We start from the raw sequence: 21,005 nt of genomic DNA on the forward strand, positions 1-21,005 counted from the left end.
GCCGTCAGGCGGCTGTCTTGAAGGCGTCCATGAGGCCGGCATAGGCGGCGGCAATGCCGGCCACCGGATTGGTGCTTCTTGCCGCGGTTTCGACCTTGAGCGCGCCCCCGCTGGTCGGCAGCGTCAGCAGCAGGAACTGGCGGTTTCCCGCATCGCCGATGCAGGCGGCGGCGACATGCTCGCCGTTCTCGCCGTTTTCAACGCGCATCTTGAACAGCAGCGTTCCGCCGACAGCCTCCAGTGCCCCGCCGACGACTTCGGCAAACTCATCTTCGGAAACGGTTTTGATGTCCGGCGTCAGATCGTCCAGACTTTCGGCAAGCGTGCTTTCGAGGGTTTTTTCGTCGAGCTGCGCGTCCATGCGAACCACTCCATTCGCCAATCTCACCCAGCCCGTTAACGAAACTTAACGGCGAGGATGGCCGGATTATGGCGGTTTTCCCGGTTCTTCGATCCGTCCACTGGCTTCGACTTATGGCGGCTGGACAAACCGCCGGTTCCTTCCACAATGCGTGAAACAAACGACGCGAATGCGCAAAAGGGGAGGAATAGATGCTCGGATTGATGCAGGAATGGCCGCTGCTTTGCCATAAGCTGATCGACCACGCCGAACGCCAGCACGGCAGCCGGGAGGTCGTGTCGCGTTCGATCGAAGGTCCGATCGTGCGCACGACCTTCGCCGAAATCCATCACCGGTCGCTCAAGGTGGCACAGCGGCTGGAGCGTGACGGCTTCAGGCTTGGCGATCGCATCGCGACCCTTGCCTGGAACACGGCCCGCCATATCGAGGCCTGGTACGGCATCATGGGCATCGGCGCGATCTACCACACGCTCAACCCGAGGCTTTTTCCCGAGCAGATCGCCTGGATCATGAACAATGCCGGGAATAAGGCGATCTTCGTTGATCTCACCTTCGTGCCGATCCTGGAAAAGATCGCCGGCGCGGTCCGGTCGCTGCGGCGGGTGATCGTGCTGACCGACCGGGCGCATATGCCGCAAACCTCGCTGGCGAATGCCGTCGCCTACGAGGAATGGCTGGCCGAGGCCGACGGCGACTTCGCCTGGAAGACCTTCGACGAGAACACCGCCGCTGGCATGTGCTACACTTCGGGCACGACGGGCGACCCGAAGGGCGTGCTTTACAGCCACCGCTCCAATGTCCTTCACGCCATGATCGCCGCCATGCCCGACGCCATGGGCCTATCCAGTAGGGATGTGATCCTGCCTGTCGTGCCGATGTTCCACGCCAATGCCTGGGGGCTCGGCCAGAGCGGACCGATGATCGGCGCCAAGCTGGTGATGCCCGGCTGCAAGATGGACGGCGCTTCGATCTACGAACTGCTCGACACGGAAAAGGTGACGTTCAGCGCCGCCGTGCCGACCGTCTGGATGATGCTGCTGCAACATCTGGAGGAGACCGGCAAGAAGCTGCCTCATCTGAAGAAGGTGGTCATCGGCGGTTCGTCCTGCCCGCGCGCCATCACCGCCAAGTTCCAGGACAATTACGATGTCCAGGTGGTGCATGCCTGGGGCATGACGGAGATGTCGCCGCTCGGCACGCTCTGCACGCTGAAGCCGCAATATGAGACGCTGACCGGCGAGGCCCGGCTCGATGTCCAGGGCAAGCAGGGGTTTCCGCCCTTCGGCGTCGAGATGAAGGTGACCGACGACGACGGCAACGCGCTGCCCTGGGACAGCAAGACCTTCGGGCATCTCAAAGTGCGTGGCCCGGCGGTGGCCCGCGCCTATTATGGCGGCGCCGGCGCCGAGCAGTTCGATGCCGATGGCTGGTTCGACACCGGCGATGTCGCCCATATCGATGCCAGCGGCTACATGCAGATCACCGACCGAGCCAAGGACGTCATCAAGTCCGGCGGCGAATGGATATCGACCATCGACCTGGAGAATCTCGCCGTCAGCCACCCCGACGTGGCGGAGGCGGCGGCGATCGGCATCCCGCATTCCAAATGGGGTGAGCGGCCCTTGCTGGTCGTCGTGCGCAAGCCCGGCCGGGAGCCAAGCAAGGGCGATATCCTCACCTTCATGAGCGGCAAGGTGGCGAAGTGGTGGATGCCCGACGACGTCGCCTTCGTCGGCGAAATTCCGCACACCGCCACCGGCAAGATCCAGAAGACCAGCCTGCGCGACCAGTTCAAGGATTACCGCCTGCCGACGGATTGACGAAAATGTTCGATCTTTCGGCTTCAAGCCGGCGCCAAAAACCGGTAACTCTCGGCCCGGGCTGGGACGATACGGCAAAGAATGGCATCTATTCCTGAACGGCAGACGTCGAGGGCGGCCGGCTGGTCGCGGCGGATCGGGGCATTTTCCCTTGTCCTTTTGCTTACCGCCGTCGCCGGTTACCGGCTCGGATTTGTCGAGACGCCACCATTCCTGTGGGTTCTTGCGGTCGTCGCGCTGCTGGCGGCGCTCGCCCTGTTGCTGGCAGGTCTCGGCCTGTCGAGGGTCTGGAGTTTCGGCGATCGCGGCGGACGCGATCTCAGCGTCGGTGCGCTGCTGGCGGTTCTGGTGCTCGCACCCTATGGCGTCGCGGTCTACTGGGCGACGATCTATCCGCCGTTGCGCGACATCTCGACCGATCTCGACGACCCGCCGGTTCTGGATACAAGCGACCGGACGAGCGACATGAACGAGCTGTCGCCGCCGACCCCGGGCGAACAGAGCCTGCAGGCCGACGCCTATCCGCTGGTCAGCGGCCACAGCTACAATTTGCCTTTCGAAACCGTCGTCGACGCTGTCGAAACCGTGCTCGACCGCCGCGACTGGCAGCTGACGGCGCCTTATCCCGACATCAACGGGCAGAGCGAGGCGACGATCAATGCGCTGGCCAAGGGCTTCGTGCTGGGACTGCCGGCCGACGTCGCCATCCGCGTCACCGACGATGGCGAGCAGGTCATTGTCGACATGCGCTCGGCTTCGCGCTACGGCCGCTACGACCTCGGCGACAACGCCGCCCGCATCACGGATTTCCTCGGCGAACTCGACCAGGAAGTCGCCGGGCAGGTCGGCGCGGCGCCGGCCGAGTGATCAGCCGGCCGGACTGAAAATGCCGTCGATCGCCGGGTCGCCTTCGGTGGCGATAAGGCCGCGCGCGACCAGATCCTCGAGATGAGCGAGCACCGACAGCCCAGCGGCGCCGTGCAGCCGGGGGTCGGTGTCGCGATAGATCGCCGCGACCATCTCACTGATCGTCCGGTCGCCGGCGCGGATGCGTTCCAGGATCGCCCTTTCACGCATCTTGCGATGCGTCTTCAGGCCGCGCATGAACCTTTGCGGCGCGGTCACGGGTCCGCCATGGCCCGGCAGCAGCAAGCGATCCTCGCGCGCAAGAAGCTTGTCGAGGGAGCCCATGTAATCGGCCATGGCTCCGTCGGGCGGCGCGACGATCGAAGTCGACCAGGCCATGACATGGTCGGCCGAAAACAGGGTTCCTGCACCCTCGAGGGCAAAGACGGCGTGGTTGGCGGTGTGGCCGGGCGTCAGCACGGTGCGGATTGCCCAGCCGTCGCCCTCGGTCAGCGCATTGTCGGCCAGCGCGACATCGGGAACGAAGGCCAGGTCGGCGCTGGCGTCGAGCGGATTGACCTCGCCGATGCGCAAGGGCCGCGCCGGCCGGTGCGGGCCTTCGGCAAGCGTCGGCGCGCCGGTGCGCTCCTTCAGGCGCGCCGCGAGGGGCGAATGGTCGCGATGGGTGTGGCTGACGAAGATGTGGCTGACCGGCCGGCCAGCGATCGCCGTAAGCAGCGTTTCGAGATGTGCGTCATCTTCCGGACCAGGATCAATCACCGCCAGCGTGTCGCGGCCGACGAGATAGCTGTTGGTGCCGTGGAAGGTGAACGGGCTCGGATTTCCGGCGGTGATGCGCAGCACGTCCGGCGCAACCGTGACCGCCCGGCCATAGGTCGGGTCGAAGCTGGTATCGAACTCAAGCGCCATGCCGGATTCCTTTGCAATGCGGCAAAATGATTGCCGCCCGATACAGAAGCCAATATAGGAAAATCAATGCGTGTCGCCCAAAAGTGCGTAGCGGTTTTGGGAGAACGACATGCATCAAGACAAATTTTTGAAGCGCGTCGCCTGAATCCGTTCTGCGCGACGCGCTTTAAAGCCAGCAAATCAGCCACCCAATGAATCAGCCAGAATGAGGAAGACCATGGCAATTGCAACCACGATGCGTCCGCTCGTTTCTCTCACTCTGCCGGAGCGGGGCGCCGCGCGGCTCGCGACCCAGCTCTTCCTGGCGCTTGCCGGAACCCTGCTGCTCACGCTTTCGGCCAAGACCAAAGTGGTGCTCGGCCCGGTCGACATTTCGCTGCAGACGCTCGCCGTGCTGCTGATCGCCTCGGCCTTCGGCCTGCGCCTCGCCGTCGCGACGCTGCTTCTCTACCTCGCCGAAGGCGCGTTTGGCTTGCCGGTCTTCCAGGGCACGCCGGAAAAGGGCATCGGCATCGCCTATATGCTGGGCTCGACGGGAGGTTATCTCGCCGGCTTCGTGGTCATGGCGGCGATCGCCGGCTGGGCCGCGGATCGCGGCTGGGACCGCAGTCCGTTCAAGCTGTTCGGCGCCATGCTGACTGCCGAGGTCGTCATGATGGCCATGGGCTTTGCCTGGCTGGCAATGCTCATCGGGCCGGAAAAGTCCTGGCAGTTCGGCGTCCTGCCGTTCATTGCCGGCGACCTGATCAAGGTGGCTTTGGCGGCCAGCCTCGTGCCGGCGGTATGGACATTGCTCAAGCGCGGCTGATCGCGATCGACGAAAGAAGGGCCGGCGGGCGACAGGCGCCCGCCGGCCCTTTTTCATGGCGCGGTCGGATTTCGCTCGAAACCACCGCATGTCCGATGATAGAAATCGGTGAAGTAAGGTCGGCAAGCAGTCAAAGCCGAGATTGACAAGCCAGTGCCCAAAACCTAAGCACGGGCAACTTGGCATCGAGGCGGGGGCCGCGGTAGTTCAAGGAGAGCTTGTTGAAAGGAATTATCCTTGCGGGCGGCAGCGGAACACGTCTTTATCCGCTTACATTAGCTGTATCTAAGCAAATACTGCCGATCTACGACAAGCCGATGATATATTACCCGTTGAGCGTGCTGATGCTCGCCGGAATCCGCCAGATCCTGGTCATTTCAACTCCACGCGACTTGCCGGTCTTCCAGGCTTTGCTGGGCGACGGTTCCGAATTCGGCCTGGAGCTCTCCTATGCCGAGCAGCCGCAGCCCAACGGTCTCGCCGAAGCCTTCATCATCGGCCGCGACTTCATCGGCAAGGACAGCGTGTCGATGATTCTCGGCGACAACATCTATTTCGGCGGCGGCCTGTCGCAGCTCTGCCGCGAGGCGGCGACGCGCGACGGCGGCGCCTCCGTCTTCGCCTATTATGTCGACGATCCCGAGCGTTATGGCGTGGTCTCCTTCGACAAGGTCACCGGCAAGGCTCTGACGATCGAGGAGAAGCCGCAAAAGCCGAAGTCCAACTGGGCCGTGACCGGTCTTTATTTCTATGACAACAAAGTGGTCGACATTGCTTCGACCATCCGCCCTTCGGCGCGCGGCGAACTCGAGATCACGGCGGTCAACAATGTCTATCTCGAGCGTGGCGAGCTGCATGTCCACCGCCTCGGCCGCGGCTATGCCTGGCTGGATACCGGCACGCATGACAGCCTGCTCGAGGCATCGTCCTTCGTGCGCACCATCGAGCATCGCCAGGGCATCAAGATCTCATGCCCCGAGGAGATTGCGCTGGAGCAGCACTGGATCAGCGCCGACAAGGTTCTGGATCGCGCCGCGCGGCTCGGCAAGAACGAATATGCCGCCTATCTGCGCCGGCGGGTGGCCGATCTGATGGAGGAGCGGGGTGCTTGAGGTCAGGCCGCTCGGGCTCGACGGCGTGCTGGAGATCGTGCCGAAGCGGCATGGCGACGCGCGCGGCTTTTTCAGCGAGACCTGGAATGCCCAACGCTTCGCCGAGGCGGGCATCGATCTCGATTTCGTGCAGGACAATCATTCCTATTCCGCCGCGGCCGGCGTGCTGCGCGGGCTGCATTACCAGCTGCCGCCGCGCGCGCAAGCCAAGCTCCTGCGCGTCGTCAGGGGCAGCGTCTTCGATGTCGCGGTCGACATCCGCCGCGCCTCGCCGACTTTCGGCAAATGGGTGGGGCTGGAAGTGTCGGCGCAGAAGGGCAACCAGATCCTCGTGCCGAAGGGGTTCGCGCACGGCTTCGTCACGCTCGTGCCGGACACGGAGGTGATCTACAAGGTGACCGATACCTATTCGCCCGCACATGACCGGTCGATCCGTTTCGACGACCCGGCGATCGGCATTGAGTGGCCGGCGCTTGCCGGCGGATTCCAGCTTTCGGACAAGGACCAAAAGGCGCCAACGCTCGCCAAGGCGGAGGTGTTTGAGTCCGCGGAGGGGGTGGCATGAATTTCCTGGTCACCGGCGGCGCCGGTTTCATCGGCTCGGCCGTATGCCGGCACCTGTGCGCCAATCCGGCCTACCGCGTCACCAATCTCGACAAGCTCACCTATGCCGGCAACCTCGCGTCGCTGCGGCCGATCGAGAACGCGCATAATTACCGTTTCGAGCAGGCCGACATCTGCGACGAGCGCGCGGTTCTGGACATATTGCGCCGCGACGATATCGACATCGTCATGAACCTCGCCGCCGAAAGCCATGTCGACCGCTCGATCGACGGCCCCGGCGCCTTCATCGAGACCAACATCGTCGGCACCTACCGCATCCTCAATGCGGCGCTGGAATACTGGCGCGGGCTGCCGCAGGCTCGCCAGGGCCGTTTCCGCTTCCACCATATCTCGACCGACGAGGTCTTTGGCGATCTTCCTTTCGACGGCGGCATGTTCGTCGAGGAGACGCCTTATGCGCCGTCCTCGCCCTATTCGGCCTCGAAGGCGGCGTCCGACCATCTGGTGCGGGCCTGGCACGAGACCTACGGCCTGCCGGTGGTGCTTTCCAACTGCTCGAACAATTACGGCCCCTACCATTTCCCTGAAAAGCTGATCCCGCTGGTCATCCTCAACGCGCTCGACGAGAAGCCGCTGCCGGTCTACGGCGCCGGCGCCAATGTGCGCGACTGGCTGTTCGTCGAGGATCACGCGCGGGCCCTCGAGCTGGTGGCCACCAAGGGGCGGCCGGGCGAGAGCTACAATGTCGGCGGCAATTCCGAGCGCACCAATCTCACCGTTGTCGAGACGATCTGCGATCTGCTCGACGCCAGGCGCCCGCGCACAGGCGGCAAGCGCTATCGCGAGCTGATCACCTTCGTCAGCGACCGCCCCGGCCATGACCGCCGCTATGCGATCGACGCCTCCAAGATCGCGCGCGATCTTGGCTGGGCGCCACGGGAGAATTTCGACAGCGGCCTGGCAAGGACAGTCGACTGGTATCTCGACAACAAATGGTGGTGGGGGCCGATCCGCGAGCAGCGTTACGCCGGAGAGCGGCTGGGCCATGGTGCGGCGGCAAACAGCCAAAACAGTCCGGTCGCAAGCAACCCCACCGGTACAGTGGCCGGAAGCTGGAAGGTGCCGACGTGAGGCTTGCCGTCACCGGACGCGAAGGCCAGGTTGCCGCAAGCCTGGTCGAGGCGGCGCAGGATCGCGACGACGTGGAAGTCGTCGCCGTCGGCCGCCCGGCGCTCGACCTGGCGCGGCCCGACACGGTGTTCGCGGCGCTTGAAGCGGCAAGGCCGGACATCGTCGTTTCCGCCGCCGCCTACACCGCCGTCGATCAGGCCGAGGACGAGCAGGGCCTGGCCTTCGCGGTGAACGCCGTCGGCGCCGGCAAGGTGGCGGAAGCGGCGGCAAGGCTCGGCGTTCCGGTCATCCATCTGTCGACCGACTATGTCTTCGACGGCACCAAGGACGGCGCCTATGTCGAGACAGACGCCACCGCCCCGCTCGGCGTCTACGGCGGCTCCAAGCTCGCCGGCGAAGATGCGGTGGCCGCCGCCAACCCGCGCCACCTCATCCTGCGCACCGCCTGGGTCTACAGCCCCTTCGGCAGGAACTTCGTCAAGACGATGCTGCGGCTGGCCGCCGACCGCGACGAGATCGCCGTCGTCGCCGACCAGTGGGGCAATCCGACCTCGGCGCTCGACATCGCCGACGCGATCCTGCACGCGGCGGCGAGGCTGCGAGACGACAGGAATTTCGCGGCCTTCGGCGTCTATCACCTGGCGGGCGAGGGCGACACCAACTGGAGCGGCTTTGCCCGTCACATCCTGGATACAAGCAAGGCTTTGGGCGGGCCGCACGCGAGCGTGCGCGACATCGCCACGGCGGATTATCCGACCAGGGCCAGGCGCCCGGCCAACTCGCGGCTGTCGAGCGCGAGGTTTGCAAGTGCGTTCGGATGGCAGGCGCCGCATTGGCGGGATGCGGTGGGGAGGGTGGTGCGCCGGCTAGGAGGGGCATCAAGCCCAAAGAACGCTGCCGAGGCCTCGGGGGCTCTCTGAAGGAATTATGATGATCTCAGACACGTCAATGCTGTGGTTTCGCCTCGCACAGTTCGACATAAGACTTCGCTATCGGAACTCGACCTTCGGCCCCCTTTGGATCACCTTGAATACGGCGATATTCGCGGCGTCGGTCGGCTTCCTGTACGCGGTTCTGCTCAACCAGCCGATAAAAGAATATCTACATCATCTGGCGACGAGCATAGTTCTTTGGCAATTCCTGTCGGCAACTGTAGTTGAGGGTGCTGAGAGTGTGATCAACGCCAATGATCTTATTTTGAATACAAAAATGTCACCCGCGTCATGCGTATTTAGGTGTGTCACGAAGAATTTCATAATACTTCTCCACAATCTGATTGTTGTAGCGGTAACCATGGTTATAGCTTATCCGAACGTTGGGTTGAATTTTCCAATGTTTTTTATCGGTGTAGGATTTCTGATAATTCACGCGACTTGGATATCATTTATTGTTGCGGTTGTTTCGGCTAGGTTCAGGGATGTGCCGTTGATCACGGCGTCGGCTATGCAATTGCTGTTCATCTTGTCGCCGATCCTTTGGGCTTCAAAGGTCCTGCCTTCCGGATCATTGTTCTTGGTCCTGAATCCGGTCTCCTACATGATCGATGCAGCGCGCACGCCGGTCCTGAATGGCGGCACGGACTACACGAGCGTGCTGGTTTCCGCCGCAATAGCTTTGTTGGGAAGCCTCGCTGCACACGCGCTTTACCGCAGGACGCAGCATCGAATCCCCTACTGGCTCTGAACCTTGAAGCCAGCAGTCAAATTGGAGTCCAATGTCACAGCCTTCGATCCAACTCACTGACGTCTCCGTTCGAATCCCGATCTGGTCCGTCCCGGCCAATCGTTCGCTCAAGCAGGCAGCGCTCAGATTTACGACCGGCGGTCGGCTCTTGGCGGGTGACTCCGGTCGGTTCGAGGTGGCTGCACTCGACGGTGTTTCGCTTGACCTTCAGCCCGGCACGCGATTGGGCCTGTGTGGACACAATGGTGCCGGTAAGACGACGTTGCTGCGAGTTCTGGCCGGTATTCTGAAGCCCACGAGCGGGACTGCCGCGATAAAAGGAGATACGGCCGTTTTGATTAAGCCGTCGATGGGTTTGTCGCCTGAGCTTACTGGGCGAGAGTTTATTCGGCTTCAGAGTCTCATGGCTGGAATATCGCCAAAGGACGTAGAGCGGCAGATCGACTCGATCATCGATTTTTCGGAACTCGGGGACTTTATCGATCTCCCGGTCCGGACATACTCAGCGGGCATGCAAACGCGATTGTCATTTTCAGCTGTTACCGCCTACCCCACGGATATCGTGCTCTTGGACGAAGGATTGGGGACCGGTGACGAATCCTTTCAGAAAAAAGCACGCGAGCGAATGGACCACTGGCTCAACAATGCGGCAATCATTGTTTTGGCATCTCATTCCGACGCCTTGATTCGGTCAATGTGCCACACGGCGGTGTATCTCGAAAAAGGTCGAATCATGAGAGAGGAGATTTTCAGCTAATGCGTCGACGGCTAACAGCGGCGCTTGCCGGCACCGGATCTCGGTTGTTCGGGCACCAGGAGTTGAAGCAGTCCTATCACAAGGTCTTCGATCCGAATGTCCAACTCCAGAGCTACAAGAGTCGGCTTGCCTACCTTTGCCTCTCTGCGGCTCACCGCTTCGGACTCCTTGCCGATCTGCAGTCCTCCTATCTCGCGGGTCTCCCGCTGGTTCCTGCAATCGCGCCTCCGAACCACATTTATGACCGCGATTTCCTCAATCTACGACTGAACCGCGTCTACGATTTGCCGGACGTCGAAATTGATGAGCGTCGGCCGCAGACGATTAACGTTCTCGTTCCAGCTTTCGATTTTAAATCGCTCTCCGCAGGTTTTTTCGGCGTCTTCCAGATGGCGCTTTTCCTGCGCAAGACTGGCGTGAACGTTCGTCTTGTACTGTTTGATAATTTCTACTTCAACATTTCAGAATTTAGGGAGAAAATTCTGAAGTATCCCAGCATGGAAAAGATTTTTGATGAGTTGGAGGTCGAATATATCGGCGAGAGGCGGGCGCCGTTTCGTATCTCAAGATACGACTACGCTGTCGCAACCGTTTGGTATTCTGCCTATTTTGCAAATAAGATACGCTCGCTTACTGATAACGACAGATTTATATATTTGATACAAGATTATGAAACGTTGTTCTATCCTGCAAACAGCTTGCACGCGATTGCGGATAGAACCTATGAGATGGACTATCACGCGATTTTCTCAAGTGAAAGCCTGATGACATTTTTTGTTAAGAACGATATCGGTGGCATAAAGTCCCGCAATATGTCTTATACATTCTTTAACAACGCCTGTTCGGCTAACCTATTAGCAAAGGAAATATTCATTCAGCGTAATCGCTCGAAAGAAAAGAAGAAGATTGTCTTCTATTCTCGACCGGTCGTGGATCGGAATATGTTTGAACTGACGGCGTTGGCGCTGTCGACGGCATTCAGATCGGGAATATTCGACCCCGAAGAGTGGGATTGCGTTGGCATGGGCCTTGGCGAGGGGGTTGTAGAACTGCTTCCGGGCGTTCGTTCGGTTTCGCTGCCCAGAATGGATTTAAGCACCTACATCGAGGAGGTGGCTAGCTTTGACATCTGCCTTACCCTGATGGCTTCACCACACCCGAGCATGATTCCAATGGATTTGGCCGCGTCGGGCTGCGTTGTCGTGACGAACACGTTCAAGACAAAGACCGAGGACTATCTGCAAGGCCTGAGCCGAAATATAATCCCAGCGGCACCGGGGTTGGATGAGATCGTTGCGGCATTGGAGCTGGCAAAGCTCAAAAGCGAGAACCTGGAAGAGCGTTATCGATTCGCAAAGGCCATGAAATATCCCCGCAGCTGGGACCAGTCACTCGGTGCCAGACACCTTGATTTTTTCAAACGTCGCGTGAGCGTTCGGCAAACTAGAACCTAGGCGGCGAAAGAGGAACGGCTTAACGTCGATCTTTGTCGGGTAGGCGCTGCACTGCTAAGGCAGTGCGCAAACGTTAGAAACGATAAAATGGCTACATCACACAGGGCGATCAGGATCGAGACGCCCGGCGCCCAAAGAACCTTGATCGTGGTTGGTTGCGGGCGAGGTGGGACCAGCCTGGTTGCCGGTGCGGCTAGTATACTAGGTGTGCCGATGGGGGCGCCGGAAGATTCCATAAATCACGAGGATGTGGAAATTGTCAACTTGGCCCAAGGTCGGGATTTTGATGGCAACCTGATCGATTTTCCGCCAGATGCAATTTCGGAAAGACTGACGAGGCTGGTTCAGGCAAGAAATGAGACGCATGATCTCTGGGGTTGGAAGGATCCTTCCGCTGATCTGTATCTCGACACTATAGCGCATGTCTTGAGAAACCCATTCGTATTGTTTGTCAACCGTGACATGGCGGCGATTGCGAAGTCGGAACTTAACCAGATGCAGGGTTCGATTGAACAGGGCTATGAAATGGCCCTTCTTAGGTTTGGCAGGTATTGGGCGTTGCTGCAGCGGATGCAATGGCCAACGCTCCTCGTCAGCTATGAACGCGCGGCATTGGATCCCGAAGCGCTTCTGTGTGAGATCGCAGACTTTATAGGGCTCGAGCCTCCGACCAAAAAGCAACGTGATATGGTCAGGAAATTTGGCACTGAGCGAGGTTATCGGCAAATTGAACAGCAGCGGCGCTCCACGTAGACACGTTCTTTAGTGTGATCCGTGGCTTACATTTGGTAGCGTTGCTACGCTGTGGCGCTCAGTGAGCATTGGTCGTTGGCCATCTGTACTTGGTAGAGCCGTTTGCTAGGCCCTGATTGCCGACTCTGGTAATTGCGCTTCATTGAGTGCATGGCGCTTAAGACCGGAACTTGGATATTGGGGAGGTCCAGAGGGTGGTGCGGCTATACAATCTCGACGGGTTGCGCGGCTTTTCGGCAATGCTTGTAGTTTTCGGCCATCTCTTCAACCAACTGGGCGTACTTGGGGGTATTTTCGGAGATGGTGGCGCGCAGGTTGGCGTTCAAATATTCTTTGCGCTATCCGGATTTCTTATGGGATTTCTATATCTTAGATTTCACATTCGAAAATTGGCGGCGATCGATTTTCTCAGGCGGCGCACGGCCCGCGTCTTTCCGATGTATGTGGCTGTGGTGCTCGCGTCATACTTGTCATTGTCCTATGCCGGCCACCCCATATTTTACGCAGTGAATTCCTCAAACCTCGTGGAACATCTGCTGTTCGTCAAAGGCGTCAGTGTCCTGTGGACCGTCCCGGTCGAAGTTCACTTTTATTTGATATTTATATTCATCTGGCTGGTGTTCTCGGTGAACAGGGCCATTGGAATCATATCGTTGGCTGCGATGATCCCGGTGCTTTTGTTCATACCTGACCCTTTGGCGATTCGGCCCTCCCAACTGTCATTCTTCCTGATAGGGATCATGGCCTCGCTCGTTCCGCCTTTTCGTTCCAATACCGCTTTCGCACTAGCAGTTTGCGCGATTTTTGTCGCGATGCCAGCCGTCTCGAAGACGTTGGGCATCACCGTTTTCGAGTTCTGGCGATCGCCGCTGAACGTCGCGGCAACCGGTACCCTATTATACACCTCGATAAACGCCCCGCTGGCAAAACTGACGTTCGGCAGCCTGCCTGCACGTTACATCGGGCAGATTTCATTTTCGGTCTATCTGTTGCATTGGCCGATAATGGCCGCAATTACCACCCATACCGATGTCGACGACAACGGGCCGTTGTACGTCTTCACGGTTGTGGTTCTGACTTTGCTGATTTCCAGCCTAACTTACTTTTCCATAGAGGCGCCCGCCCGCCGCTGGATAACCGGAAGGAACGGATGGGTTCGAAACGATTTGGCCTCCGCAACTGCTGTTGCCGATTTGTGAATCTCAGGAGTCTTTAGTGCATCGCCTGGACCAACTCAGACGGAATCTCGACAAAGAAGCGATGGTCGGCGTTGAGATCGGTCCTTTTTTCAGCCCGGTTGCGCCAAAGGCAGAGGGGTGGAAAACGACCGTCATAGACTACAAAGATGGTGACGCCCTTCGCAAGGCTGCACGAAACCACCCCGAGCGGACCATTCGTAGCAAGGTCGGTGCAATCGAGGATGTCGATATCGTCTGGGATGGCCGGCCACTCGACAAGGTGGCGCTGAAAAGGAATCCCGGAGGATACGACTTTGTCATTGCCAGCCACGTTATCGAACACACTCCAGACATCCTGGGATTCCTGCAGCAGTGCTCGCGCCTTCTAAAGTCCGATGGGATCATCTCGCTCGCCGTTCCTGATATGCGGAAGTGCTTTGACCTACTGAAGTCGCCGACGAGCATTCGCGAGATCCTTACCGCTCATCGAGAGCGCCGTATCAGGCATACCCCCGAAGCACTGTTTGAAGCCCGTGCGTGGGCAACGACCCGAGACGCCAAAGGGGCATGGGTTGCTGGAAACCACTTGCCGATTGATTTTGCTGATTCATTTTCCAAGGCCCTGCGAAAATACAAAGCCGACGCCAGGCAGATCCATAAAGTTAGACCCTATGTTGATGCGCATACGTGGTTTTTTACGCCAGCGTCGTTTGAGCTTGCCATCATGGAACTGAATCAGATGGGGCTTCTTCCTCTCAAGATCGCCTGGCTGGAAGAAAACCAAGGTTCTGAATTCATTGTTCAAATGAGACACGCCGATCGCATTGATGCGATGTCGCCAGACAAATTCAACGCAGAAAGGATAAGACTGGCACTCAAGCACTATGCCGAGTTCGACAGCGAGGTCGGGCCAAGCTACCGGGAGATAACTCCGGCGCCCGAGCCAGAACGAGTGATTGTCGAAGTTCCGGTAGAAGTAAGGGTTGAAGTTCCTGTAGAAGTAAGAGTTGAAGTGCCGGTCGAGGTGTTTGTGCCGGTGGACCCTCCTCCAGAGCCGACTGTCGAACTAGCGAAGCGGTTGGCTTTTCGTATTCGCCGAAAGATGCTGTCGCTTGTGGGGCTGGCGTAAACAGAGATCGCCTGCAAGCCATCTTTCCGTGCTCGTTGTGTAGAGCGCTACATAGCGCTCAGGACAACAATGACTCACATAGTTCCCTCTCCCGCGACGAACATATGGCAACGTACCACGTTTCAATGGAGCCGAAGTCAAACCGGGCCAATGCAAGTTTCCAAGTTTAATGAAGGTGAAGTTCTCCAAAAAACCCCTAGCCCTCCCGCTCGCTCCGCGCTAAGGCGATAACCGGGTGACGTGGTTGGGGATTTGCAATCCAGAGTGGCGGCGGGCGATGTTTTGTCCTACGCCGTTCTGATAGCATGTGCTCACGCCTGGAGTTCAGTGCCACCCAATGACCGCATACGTAGAAGCCGTATCGGAACTCAGACCAAGGATGCGGCGCGCCATCATCATGATCCAGGACCTCGTCATGGTCCTGGTGGCGGTGGCTCTCAGCTTGATCCTATCGCAGTCGCGGCTTTCCTTTGCCGCCTTCTCCGCCGGCGGGCTGGCCTGTTGGGCGCTTATCGTGCTTACCGCCCATCTGTTGTTTCGCTCCTGCGGCCTCTACAACACCGTCTGGCGCTTTGCCTCCACGCCCGACTTCTTCAACATCCTCAAGGGCTGCGGCAGCCTCACGGTGGTCCTTTACCTGGCCTCGCTTGCCTTCCGCTTCTTCTTCCAGCCGGTCGCCGGCCTCAACGAACGCCAGTTCATCGTCTTCTTCCTGGTCTCCTTCACCATCATTTCGGCGCCTAGGCTTTACTATCGCTTTCTCCGCGACGGCGCGTCCTGGCGCATCCTGCGCCGCGCTCCGGGCGACGCACCGGTCAAGCAGGCGCTGTTCATCGGCCGGCTGAGCGAGGCGGACGTGATCGTCCGCTTCACCCGCACGGCCCAGCCGGCCGAGTATGCCATCGCCGGCATCATGGCGACCGAGATGGACGCGCCGCTCGGCACGCGGATCCAGGGCGTTCCGGTCGTGGCGCTCAGGCCGCGCCTGGTCGAGGTGCTGGAGGACTATGTCAAGGGCACGGAAAACCTCGACCTCCTGATCTTCGGCAAGGGGGTCGAGCGCGAGATCGAGGACTATGCCGAGCTGGTGCGTATCGCGCGCCACAGCGGCATCGCCGTGGTCCAGTTTTCCGGCCTGTCGGAACTGGGGCAGGGCGGCAGGCTGGTTCTCGATGCCGTGGAGATGGAAACCATCATGCGCCGTTCGGCGGTCGCCACCGACACCACGCGCATCGGCGCCTTCGTCGGCGGCAAACGGGTGATGGTCACCGGCGGCGCCGGCTCGATTGGCCGCGTGCTTGTCAAGCGCGCGCTGGAGCTTGGCGCCGAGGCGGTGCTGGTGGCCGACAATTCCGAATTCGGCATTTTCCAGCTCGATCAGCTGATCGACGACAAGGACCGCGACCGGCTGACCAGCCGCATCGTGGACGTCACCGACCGGCCTCACATGATGCGTCTCGTCAGCGAGTTCAAACCCTCGATCCTCTTTCATGCAGCGGCGCTGAAGCACGTGCCGCTGCTGGAAGAGAACTGGGAAGCGGCGATCGAGACGAATGTCTTCGGCACGCTCGCCTGCGCCGAGATCGCCGCCGAGTGCGGGGTGCCGCAGTTCCTGCTGATTTCCAGCGACAAGGCCGTCGACCCGACTTCCGTGCTCGGCGTCACCAAGCGCGCGGCCGAGCAGATCGTCTCCTCGTTGCATGAAACTCATGCCGCGCCATCGCCCTTGCATGCCGCGAACGGTCATCGGGCCGACGCCTCGAGCGTGCATCGTTCCGGCACCAAGTTCATTGCCGTGCGCTTCGGCAATGTCTTCGGCTCCAATGGCTCGGTGGCGACCATCTTCCAGGCGCAGATCGAGGCCGGCGGGCCGGTCACCATCACCGACCGGCGCATGACCCGCTATTTCATGACCGTGGCCGAGGCGGTCGATCTCGTCATCATGTCGGCCGCCGATGCCGAGCAGCGCCAGGGCAAGGACGACTACGCCATCTACATGCTCGACATGGGCAAGCCCGTGCCGATCCTCGAAGTTGCCGAGACCATGATCCGCATGGCCGGCAAAAGCCCCTACACAGACATTCCGATCCGCTTCACCGGCATCAGGCCCGGCGAGAAGCTGCATGAGACGCTGCATGGCGAGAATGAAGAGGTCGTCAAGCTCGACACTGCCAAGATCTTCGGCCTCAGGAGCGACGTCGTGCAATGGCAAAGGATCGAGGCCGCGCTGCCGGCGCTGGTGGCCGCGATGCACGATCGGGACAAGGCCGCGGCGCTTGCCGTCCTGGCCGGGTTCAACCAGGCCGAGGAAGACGTCGGCGCGCGCGGGCAGGCGGTGCCGAAAACGGCCGTTCAGATCGGTTAGACCAGTGCCGCCCGCCCGAAATCGGCAGTTGAAGCCTGTTCCAATGCCCCCGCGGGTTCAGAGACCGTGACCGCAAAAGATCAGCGTGTGGCCGTTCTCATGGGTACCAGGGATGGCGCGGCATTCATCGGCGAGCAATTGGAATCCCTTTTCGCGCAGTCCTGGCCTGCGGTCGATCTGTGGGTTTCCGACGATGGCTCGACGGACGCCACGGTCGCGATCGTCGAGGCTTGGCGATCCCGCTGGAACAAGGGCTCCCTTACGCTGGTGGATGGCCCGCGAAAGGGCTTCGCCGCCAATTTCCGCTCGATGATCATCGATCCGCGCATCGATGCCGATTACTATGCCTTTTGCGACCAGGACGATGTCTGGGAGCCGGATCGGCTGGAGAGCGCCATCCGCTGGATGGAGGGAGAGGATATCGACATGCCGCTCCTGTTCTGCTCGCGCACGGCAACCATTTCGCAGACCGGCATCCCAGCCGGCTATTCGCCGCTGTTTCGCCGCCCACCGTCTTTCCGCAACGCGCTGGTGCAATCCATCGCCGGCGGCAACACCATGCTTTTCAACCGCAAGGCGCGCGACCTCCTGGCGAAAGCATCGGCAAGGACCGACTTCGTCAGCCATGACTGGTGGGCCTATCTCATCGTCACCGCCGCCGGCGGCAAGGTCCGTTACGAGCCGCGGCCGCTGGTCCGGTACCGCCAGCACGAGGCAAACCTGGTCGGCGCCAACGTCTCGTGGAAGGCAAGGCTTTCACGGCTCGGACGGCTGTTTCAGGGCCAGTTCGCCACCTGGACCGACAGCAATCTCAGGGGCCTTGCCGTCAACCGCGACCTCATCGCGCGCGATGCTGCGCTTTGCCTGCGCCTGTTCATCAGGGCGCGCAGGGGCAGCACCTTCAGGCGCTTCAGCCTGCTCGGCAAAAGCGGCGTCTATCGGCAGACCCTCATGGGAACGCTGGGGCTCTACCTCGCTTTCCTTTCGCGCCGGATCTAAAACGTGACGGCAAAGCGCGCTTTTGATCTGGCTGTTGGGGCGGTGATGCTGGCGGCGACGTCGCCGATCGTGCTGGTCGCGATGCTGGCGATCCGGGCGACGTCGCCGGGCCCGGCCATCTTTTCGCAAATCCGCGTCGGGCGGGATGGCGCGCTCTTTTCCTGCCGCAAGCTGCGTACGATGCGTCGCGACACCCCCTCCTTGCCTACCCACCAGGCGCCGGCCAATTCGGTCACCGCGGTAGGCAAGGTGCTGCGCGTAACCAAGATCGATGAGTTGCCGCAGCTCTGGAACGTGCTCAAGGGCGAGATGAGCCTCGTGGGACCGCGTCCGTGCCTGCCGACGCAGACGGAACTGATCGAGCGGCGCAAGCAACTGGGCGTGCTCGCAGCACTTCCGGGCATAACCGGTTTGGCGCAGATCAAGGGGATCGACATGTCGGATCCGAGACGCTGCGCCGAGACCGACGCGGCCTACGTCCAGGCCGCCACTGTTCGCCTCGACCTCACGATATTGCTGGGCACGTTCTACCGCGCATAGGGCGTTTCGCGGAAACGGTAATCCTGGTCTGGCGCAATTCCGGGCGGAAACCGCCTGCGCTGGAACTGCCCTAACCGGCCTGCCGCGCCAGGTCCTCAAGCCGGCCGAGCGCGTCGGTCTCCGGCATCCAGCCTTCCGAGGCCAGCAGCGACGGATCGCAGATCTGCGTGGCCATCAAAGCCTGCCACGACGTCTGTCGGCCACTGAGCGTCGCCAGCAGCCGGAACGGCCAGGCCGGCATGGGGAGCAGTCGGGCTGGCCGGCCGTATCCGCGCCGGAATGCGGCGATGATTTCAGACAGCGCAACCGGCGAGGCATCGGCCAGGACATAGGTCGGGCGCGGCGGCGTCGGACGGGCCAGGAGATGCGTCACGGCGCCAGCCACCGCGTCATGCGAGACCAGCGAACGAACCGCGGTCAAAGCGGCTGCGGGCAGCGGCAGGCCGGTGGCGGCGAGACGCATCAGCCCGCGCAGATTAACCTTCATGCCTTCGCCATAGACCGGCGGCAGCCGCAGCGCCGTCGCGCCGACGTGTCCGGCGGTCGCAAAAGCCTCCAGCATTGCGTTCTCGCCTTCGCGCTTGGAGCGCCCGTAGGCGCATTGCGGGGCAGGGGGCGTGGCCTCGTCGATCATGCCGCTGAAATCGGCTCCCACGACGGCACGGATCGAGGAGAGGTAGATGAAGCGCCCTTCGGCGCGCTTGGCGGCCGCCTGGGCGAGCCGTCCTGTCAGTGTCGCGTTGACGGCCCGCAGGTCGGCCTCGCCGGCGCCGCGATCATTGTTGAGCGCCGCGCAGTGGACGACATGCGTCACATCCGGCATCAGCGCGAGAAAGGCTTCCTGTGGCGCATCGGCGCCGGGCAAGGCGACGGCATCATCCGCGCCCGCAAGGCGTTGCGGCAGGCGGGAGGCGATCCGCAAGTCAAACCCGGCCTCGCGCAACCGGCTGGCGATCCGTTGTCCAACGAACCCTGTCGCGCCGGTGACCAGGACCTTCATGGTTGCGGGCTGGCGTCCGGCGACATGGCGGGCGCGCTTTTCCCGATTGGCGCCACCGTCCGCCCGGACGCAAGGTAGGTTCCCGAAACCAGGAACACCATCAGCGTCGCGTCGAGGATATCGTGGCCGATGAGGATACCGGTCATTCCGGCGATGAGATAGGTGATGACCGCGACAAGGATCACCGTCGCGCCGAACCGCTCCAGCGGATCCGCGCTGAAACGCAGCGTCCTTGCCGCATTCCAAGCGGCAACGATGAAGATCGACGCCAGGGCCAGCGCTCCCAGCAGTCCGGCCTGGACCAGCGCCGTCAGGAAGCCATTGTGGAAATGACTGAGGGTCTCCTGCAAGCCGAACCGGTCCTGAAGCGCTTGATTCATCAGCGCCCGGCTGGCCGAGATACCATGGCCGAAAATCGGCATCTCGCGAAAAGCGTTGACGCCGATTTCCCACATCGCCACGCGCAGACCCAGCGCCGTCGAATGGTCGCCATTGGCGTTCAGCGCATCCCAATCGCTTACCAGGAAGTCAGTTCGATCCAGGATCACGCGATAGCCGATGGCGGCGATCACAACGGCGGCCACCAGGCCAATTGCCAGGAACCGCGCCACGCTGGCGCCGGCGAACCGGCGGCGATTGATGAGAAGGACGACGATGCCGGCAATCGGCACGGCCACCCAGATCATGCGCGAGCCCGAATAGATGATTGCCACGCTTCCGGCGGTCGCCGCCAGGGCCAGCAGCTTCCAGCGCGTCTCGATGCCCGACAGGGCGCCGGCGAGGCATAGCATGACGGCAAGGCAGGTGACGGTTGCGAAGACGATCGCGTTTCCGGCGCCGCCCTCGGCCCTTATGCCCAGCCAGTGATACTGGACGATGGCGATCGCCAATGCGCCGAAACAGGCCGCGGCGCTTGCCAGAATGGCGATGCGTGCCAGCGTGGTCTTCTCGGTGATGCTCCAGGTCGAGTAGGAGGTGGGGAAGAGCAGGAAGGTGATCAGCGGCAGGAAGAGCCGCAGATCTGCCGCCAGCGTGCCGTTGACGAGCGAAGCAAGCACCATGGTCGCGCAATAGGCATAGATCGCCATCGTCAAGGCGAGCATCGGCCGGTCGATGTTGAAGCGCCGCCGCTTCGCGGCCAGCAGCATTACCGACCACACACCGCCGGCATTGAAGGCGATGCTGACCAGCGAACCGAGCACCGGCGGCGAAAAAAAGCAGATGATCGAAAAATAGAAATTGATCTGTGCGGGCGAGAGGTGACGCCGGAGCGTTGTAAACGGGTTCAAATGCTTGCTTCGCAATTTCCAGGTTGCGCCCGGATCCGTGACGCCAGCCGATGGCCGGCTGGACCGACTCCGTTTGCCGCGCCTTGCCCGTTCCCCGAGCCCGTATAGCCGCTGGCGCCGTTCCGCGATAGGCCGGTTATGATGTTCCGACAGAAATCCTTGGTTCGTAACAGCTGACATCTTCGGAACTTACGGTCCTTTTCCCACTGCCGCTTCGAACGCCTTGGCAGGATTTTCCGCTTTCCCGGCCTCACTTGGAAAATTCGTTCCCTAATCATCGCGCGTC

General features: G+C 61.0%; 20 protein-coding genes. 16 read left to right on the forward strand and 4 right to left on the reverse strand.

All coding sequences use genetic code 11. The annotated features are described in order from the left end of the window. Positions 1 to 4: 4 nt before the first annotated feature. Positions 5 to 361 (reverse strand): hypothetical protein, encoded by a 357-nt coding sequence (locus tag EN862_RS12745; protein ID WP_095816282.1) that lies wholly within the window; start codon positions 359 to 361, stop codon positions 5 to 7. A gap of 191 nt (positions 362 to 552) precedes the next feature. On the opposite strand from EN862_RS12745, the gene EN862_RS12750 reads away from it, so the two are divergent. Next, complete coding sequence (locus EN862_RS12750) at positions 553 to 2,181, forward strand: fatty-acid--CoA ligase (RefSeq protein ID WP_127867113.1); 1,629 nt, start codon at positions 553 to 555, stop codon at positions 2,179 to 2,181. A gap of 81 nt (positions 2,182 to 2,262) precedes the next feature. Continuing rightward, positions 2,263 to 3,048: a DUF1499 domain-containing protein gene (locus EN862_RS12755; protein ID WP_127867114.1), complete on the forward strand. Its 786-nt coding sequence runs from the start codon at positions 2,263 to 2,265 to the stop codon at positions 3,046 to 3,048. On the opposite strand, the gene EN862_RS12760 is transcribed toward EN862_RS12755, so the two are convergent. Beyond that, on the reverse strand, positions 3,049 to 3,957 hold the full coding sequence (locus EN862_RS12760; RefSeq protein ID WP_127867115.1) for an MBL fold metallo-hydrolase: 909 nt from the start codon (positions 3,955 to 3,957) through the stop codon (positions 3,049 to 3,051). A gap of 217 nt (positions 3,958 to 4,174) precedes the next feature. Between EN862_RS12760 and EN862_RS12765 the strand changes: the two genes are divergently transcribed. The 14 genes from EN862_RS12765 (at position 4,175) to EN862_RS12830 (ending at position 18,430) form a co-directional block, all read left to right on the forward strand. Further along, positions 4,175 to 4,765: a biotin transporter BioY gene (locus EN862_RS12765; RefSeq protein WP_127867116.1), complete on the forward strand. Its 591-nt coding sequence runs from the start codon at positions 4,175 to 4,177 to the stop codon at positions 4,763 to 4,765. Between the two features lie 221 nt (positions 4,766 to 4,986). Next, the gene (gene rfbA / locus EN862_RS12770; protein ID WP_127867117.1) at positions 4,987 to 5,877 is read left to right on the forward strand and encodes a glucose-1-phosphate thymidylyltransferase RfbA; all 891 of its coding nucleotides are present in this window, start codon (positions 4,987 to 4,989) and stop codon (positions 5,875 to 5,877) included. Next, complete coding sequence (gene rfbC / locus EN862_RS12775) at positions 5,870 to 6,442, forward strand: dTDP-4-dehydrorhamnose 3,5-epimerase (protein WP_127867118.1); 573 nt, start codon at positions 5,870 to 5,872, stop codon at positions 6,440 to 6,442. The genes rfbA and rfbC overlap by 8 nt, the downstream gene beginning before the upstream one ends. Next, entirely contained in the window at positions 6,439 to 7,572 is a 1,134-nt protein-coding gene (gene rfbB, locus EN862_RS12780) for a dTDP-glucose 4,6-dehydratase (protein WP_189401758.1), read from the forward strand. Before rfbC ends, rfbB begins: the two co-directional genes overlap by 4 nt. Next, complete coding sequence (gene rfbD, locus EN862_RS12785; RefSeq protein WP_127867119.1) at positions 7,569 to 8,492, forward strand: dTDP-4-dehydrorhamnose reductase; 924 nt, start codon at positions 7,569 to 7,571, stop codon at positions 8,490 to 8,492. Before rfbB ends, rfbD begins: the two co-directional genes overlap by 4 nt. Positions 8,493 to 8,502: 10 nt before the next feature. After that, on the forward strand, positions 8,503 to 9,255 hold the full coding sequence (locus EN862_RS12790; RefSeq protein WP_210235661.1) for an ABC transporter permease: 753 nt from the start codon (positions 8,503 to 8,505) through the stop codon (positions 9,253 to 9,255). A gap of 31 nt (positions 9,256 to 9,286) precedes the next feature. Then, complete coding sequence (locus EN862_RS12795; protein ID WP_127867121.1) at positions 9,287 to 10,012, forward strand: ATP-binding cassette domain-containing protein; 726 nt, start codon at positions 9,287 to 9,289, stop codon at positions 10,010 to 10,012. Beyond that, the gene (locus EN862_RS12800; protein WP_127867122.1) at positions 10,012 to 11,466 is read left to right on the forward strand and encodes a hypothetical protein; all 1,455 of its coding nucleotides are present in this window, start codon (positions 10,012 to 10,014) and stop codon (positions 11,464 to 11,466) included. The genes EN862_RS12795 and EN862_RS12800 overlap by 1 nt, the downstream gene beginning before the upstream one ends. Positions 11,467 to 11,553: 87 nt before the next feature. Further along, positions 11,554 to 12,219, forward strand: coding sequence for a hypothetical protein (locus EN862_RS12805; RefSeq protein ID WP_127867123.1), 666 nt, complete (start codon positions 11,554 to 11,556; stop codon positions 12,217 to 12,219). Between the two features lie 170 nt (positions 12,220 to 12,389). Next, positions 12,390 to 13,418, forward strand: coding sequence for an acyltransferase (locus EN862_RS12810; protein ID WP_128192802.1), 1,029 nt, complete (start codon positions 12,390 to 12,392; stop codon positions 13,416 to 13,418). Between the two features lie 16 nt (positions 13,419 to 13,434). Then, positions 13,435 to 14,526, forward strand: a complete 1,092-nt coding sequence (locus EN862_RS12815; RefSeq protein WP_127867125.1) for a class I SAM-dependent methyltransferase — start codon at positions 13,435 to 13,437, stop codon at positions 14,524 to 14,526. 337 nt (positions 14,527 to 14,863) lie between these two features. After that, entirely contained in the window at positions 14,864 to 16,891 is a 2,028-nt protein-coding gene (locus EN862_RS12820) for a nucleoside-diphosphate sugar epimerase/dehydratase (protein WP_189401761.1), read from the forward strand. 87 nt (positions 16,892 to 16,978) lie between these two features. Beyond that, positions 16,979 to 17,890, forward strand: coding sequence for a glycosyltransferase family 2 protein (locus EN862_RS12825; protein WP_281035855.1), 912 nt, complete (start codon positions 16,979 to 16,981; stop codon positions 17,888 to 17,890). Positions 17,891 to 17,893: 3 nt separating this feature from the next. Beyond that, on the forward strand, positions 17,894 to 18,430 hold the full coding sequence (locus EN862_RS12830; RefSeq protein WP_281035846.1) for a sugar transferase: 537 nt from the start codon (positions 17,894 to 17,896) through the stop codon (positions 18,428 to 18,430). 70 nt (positions 18,431 to 18,500) lie between these two features. Here EN862_RS12830 and EN862_RS12835 read toward each other — a convergent pair whose 3' ends face one another. Further along, entirely contained in the window at positions 18,501 to 19,430 is a 930-nt protein-coding gene (locus EN862_RS12835; protein ID WP_127867127.1) for an NAD-dependent epimerase/dehydratase family protein, read from the reverse strand. Beyond that, positions 19,427 to 20,719, reverse strand: a complete 1,293-nt coding sequence (locus tag EN862_RS12840; RefSeq protein WP_127867128.1) for an O-antigen ligase family protein — start codon at positions 20,717 to 20,719, stop codon at positions 19,427 to 19,429. Before EN862_RS12840 ends, EN862_RS12835 begins: the two co-directional genes overlap by 4 nt. Between the last annotated feature and the right edge of the window lie 286 nt (positions 20,720 to 21,005).

The organism is Mesorhizobium sp. M2E.F.Ca.ET.219.01.1.1, assembly GCF_004016445.2.
Lineage (GTDB): Bacteria > Pseudomonadota > Alphaproteobacteria > Rhizobiales > Rhizobiaceae > Mesorhizobium.

Coding starts and splice junctions, on each gene's coding strand:
- EN862_RS12790 (WP_210235661.1), top strand. CDS start 8,503: ATGATCTCAGACACGTCAATGCTGTGGTTTCGCCTCGCACAGTTCGAC.
- rfbB (WP_189401758.1), top strand. CDS start 6,439: ATGAATTTCCTGGTCACCGGCGGCGCCGGTTTCATCGGCTCGGCCGTA.
- EN862_RS12795 (WP_127867121.1), top strand. CDS start 9,287: ATGTCACAGCCTTCGATCCAACTCACTGACGTCTCCGTTCGAATCCCG.
- EN862_RS12750 (WP_127867113.1), top strand. CDS start 553: ATGCTCGGATTGATGCAGGAATGGCCGCTGCTTTGCCATAAGCTGATC.
- EN862_RS12835 (WP_127867127.1), bottom strand. CDS start 19,430: ATGAAGGTCCTGGTCACCGGCGCGACAGGGTTCGTTGGACAACGGATC.
- EN862_RS12820 (WP_189401761.1), top strand. CDS start 14,864: ATGACCGCATACGTAGAAGCCGTATCGGAACTCAGACCAAGGATGCGG.
- EN862_RS12745 (WP_095816282.1), bottom strand. CDS start 361: ATGGACGCGCAGCTCGACGAAAAAACCCTCGAAAGCACGCTTGCCGAA.
- EN862_RS12800 (WP_127867122.1), top strand. CDS start 10,012: ATGCGTCGACGGCTAACAGCGGCGCTTGCCGGCACCGGATCTCGGTTG.
- EN862_RS12760 (WP_127867115.1), bottom strand. CDS start 3,957: ATGGCGCTTGAGTTCGATACCAGCTTCGACCCGACCTATGGCCGGGCG.
- EN862_RS12805 (WP_127867123.1), top strand. CDS start 11,554: ATGGCTACATCACACAGGGCGATCAGGATCGAGACGCCCGGCGCCCAA.
- EN862_RS12765 (WP_127867116.1), top strand. CDS start 4,175: ATGGCAATTGCAACCACGATGCGTCCGCTCGTTTCTCTCACTCTGCCG.
- EN862_RS12755 (WP_127867114.1), top strand. CDS start 2,263: ATGGCATCTATTCCTGAACGGCAGACGTCGAGGGCGGCCGGCTGGTCG.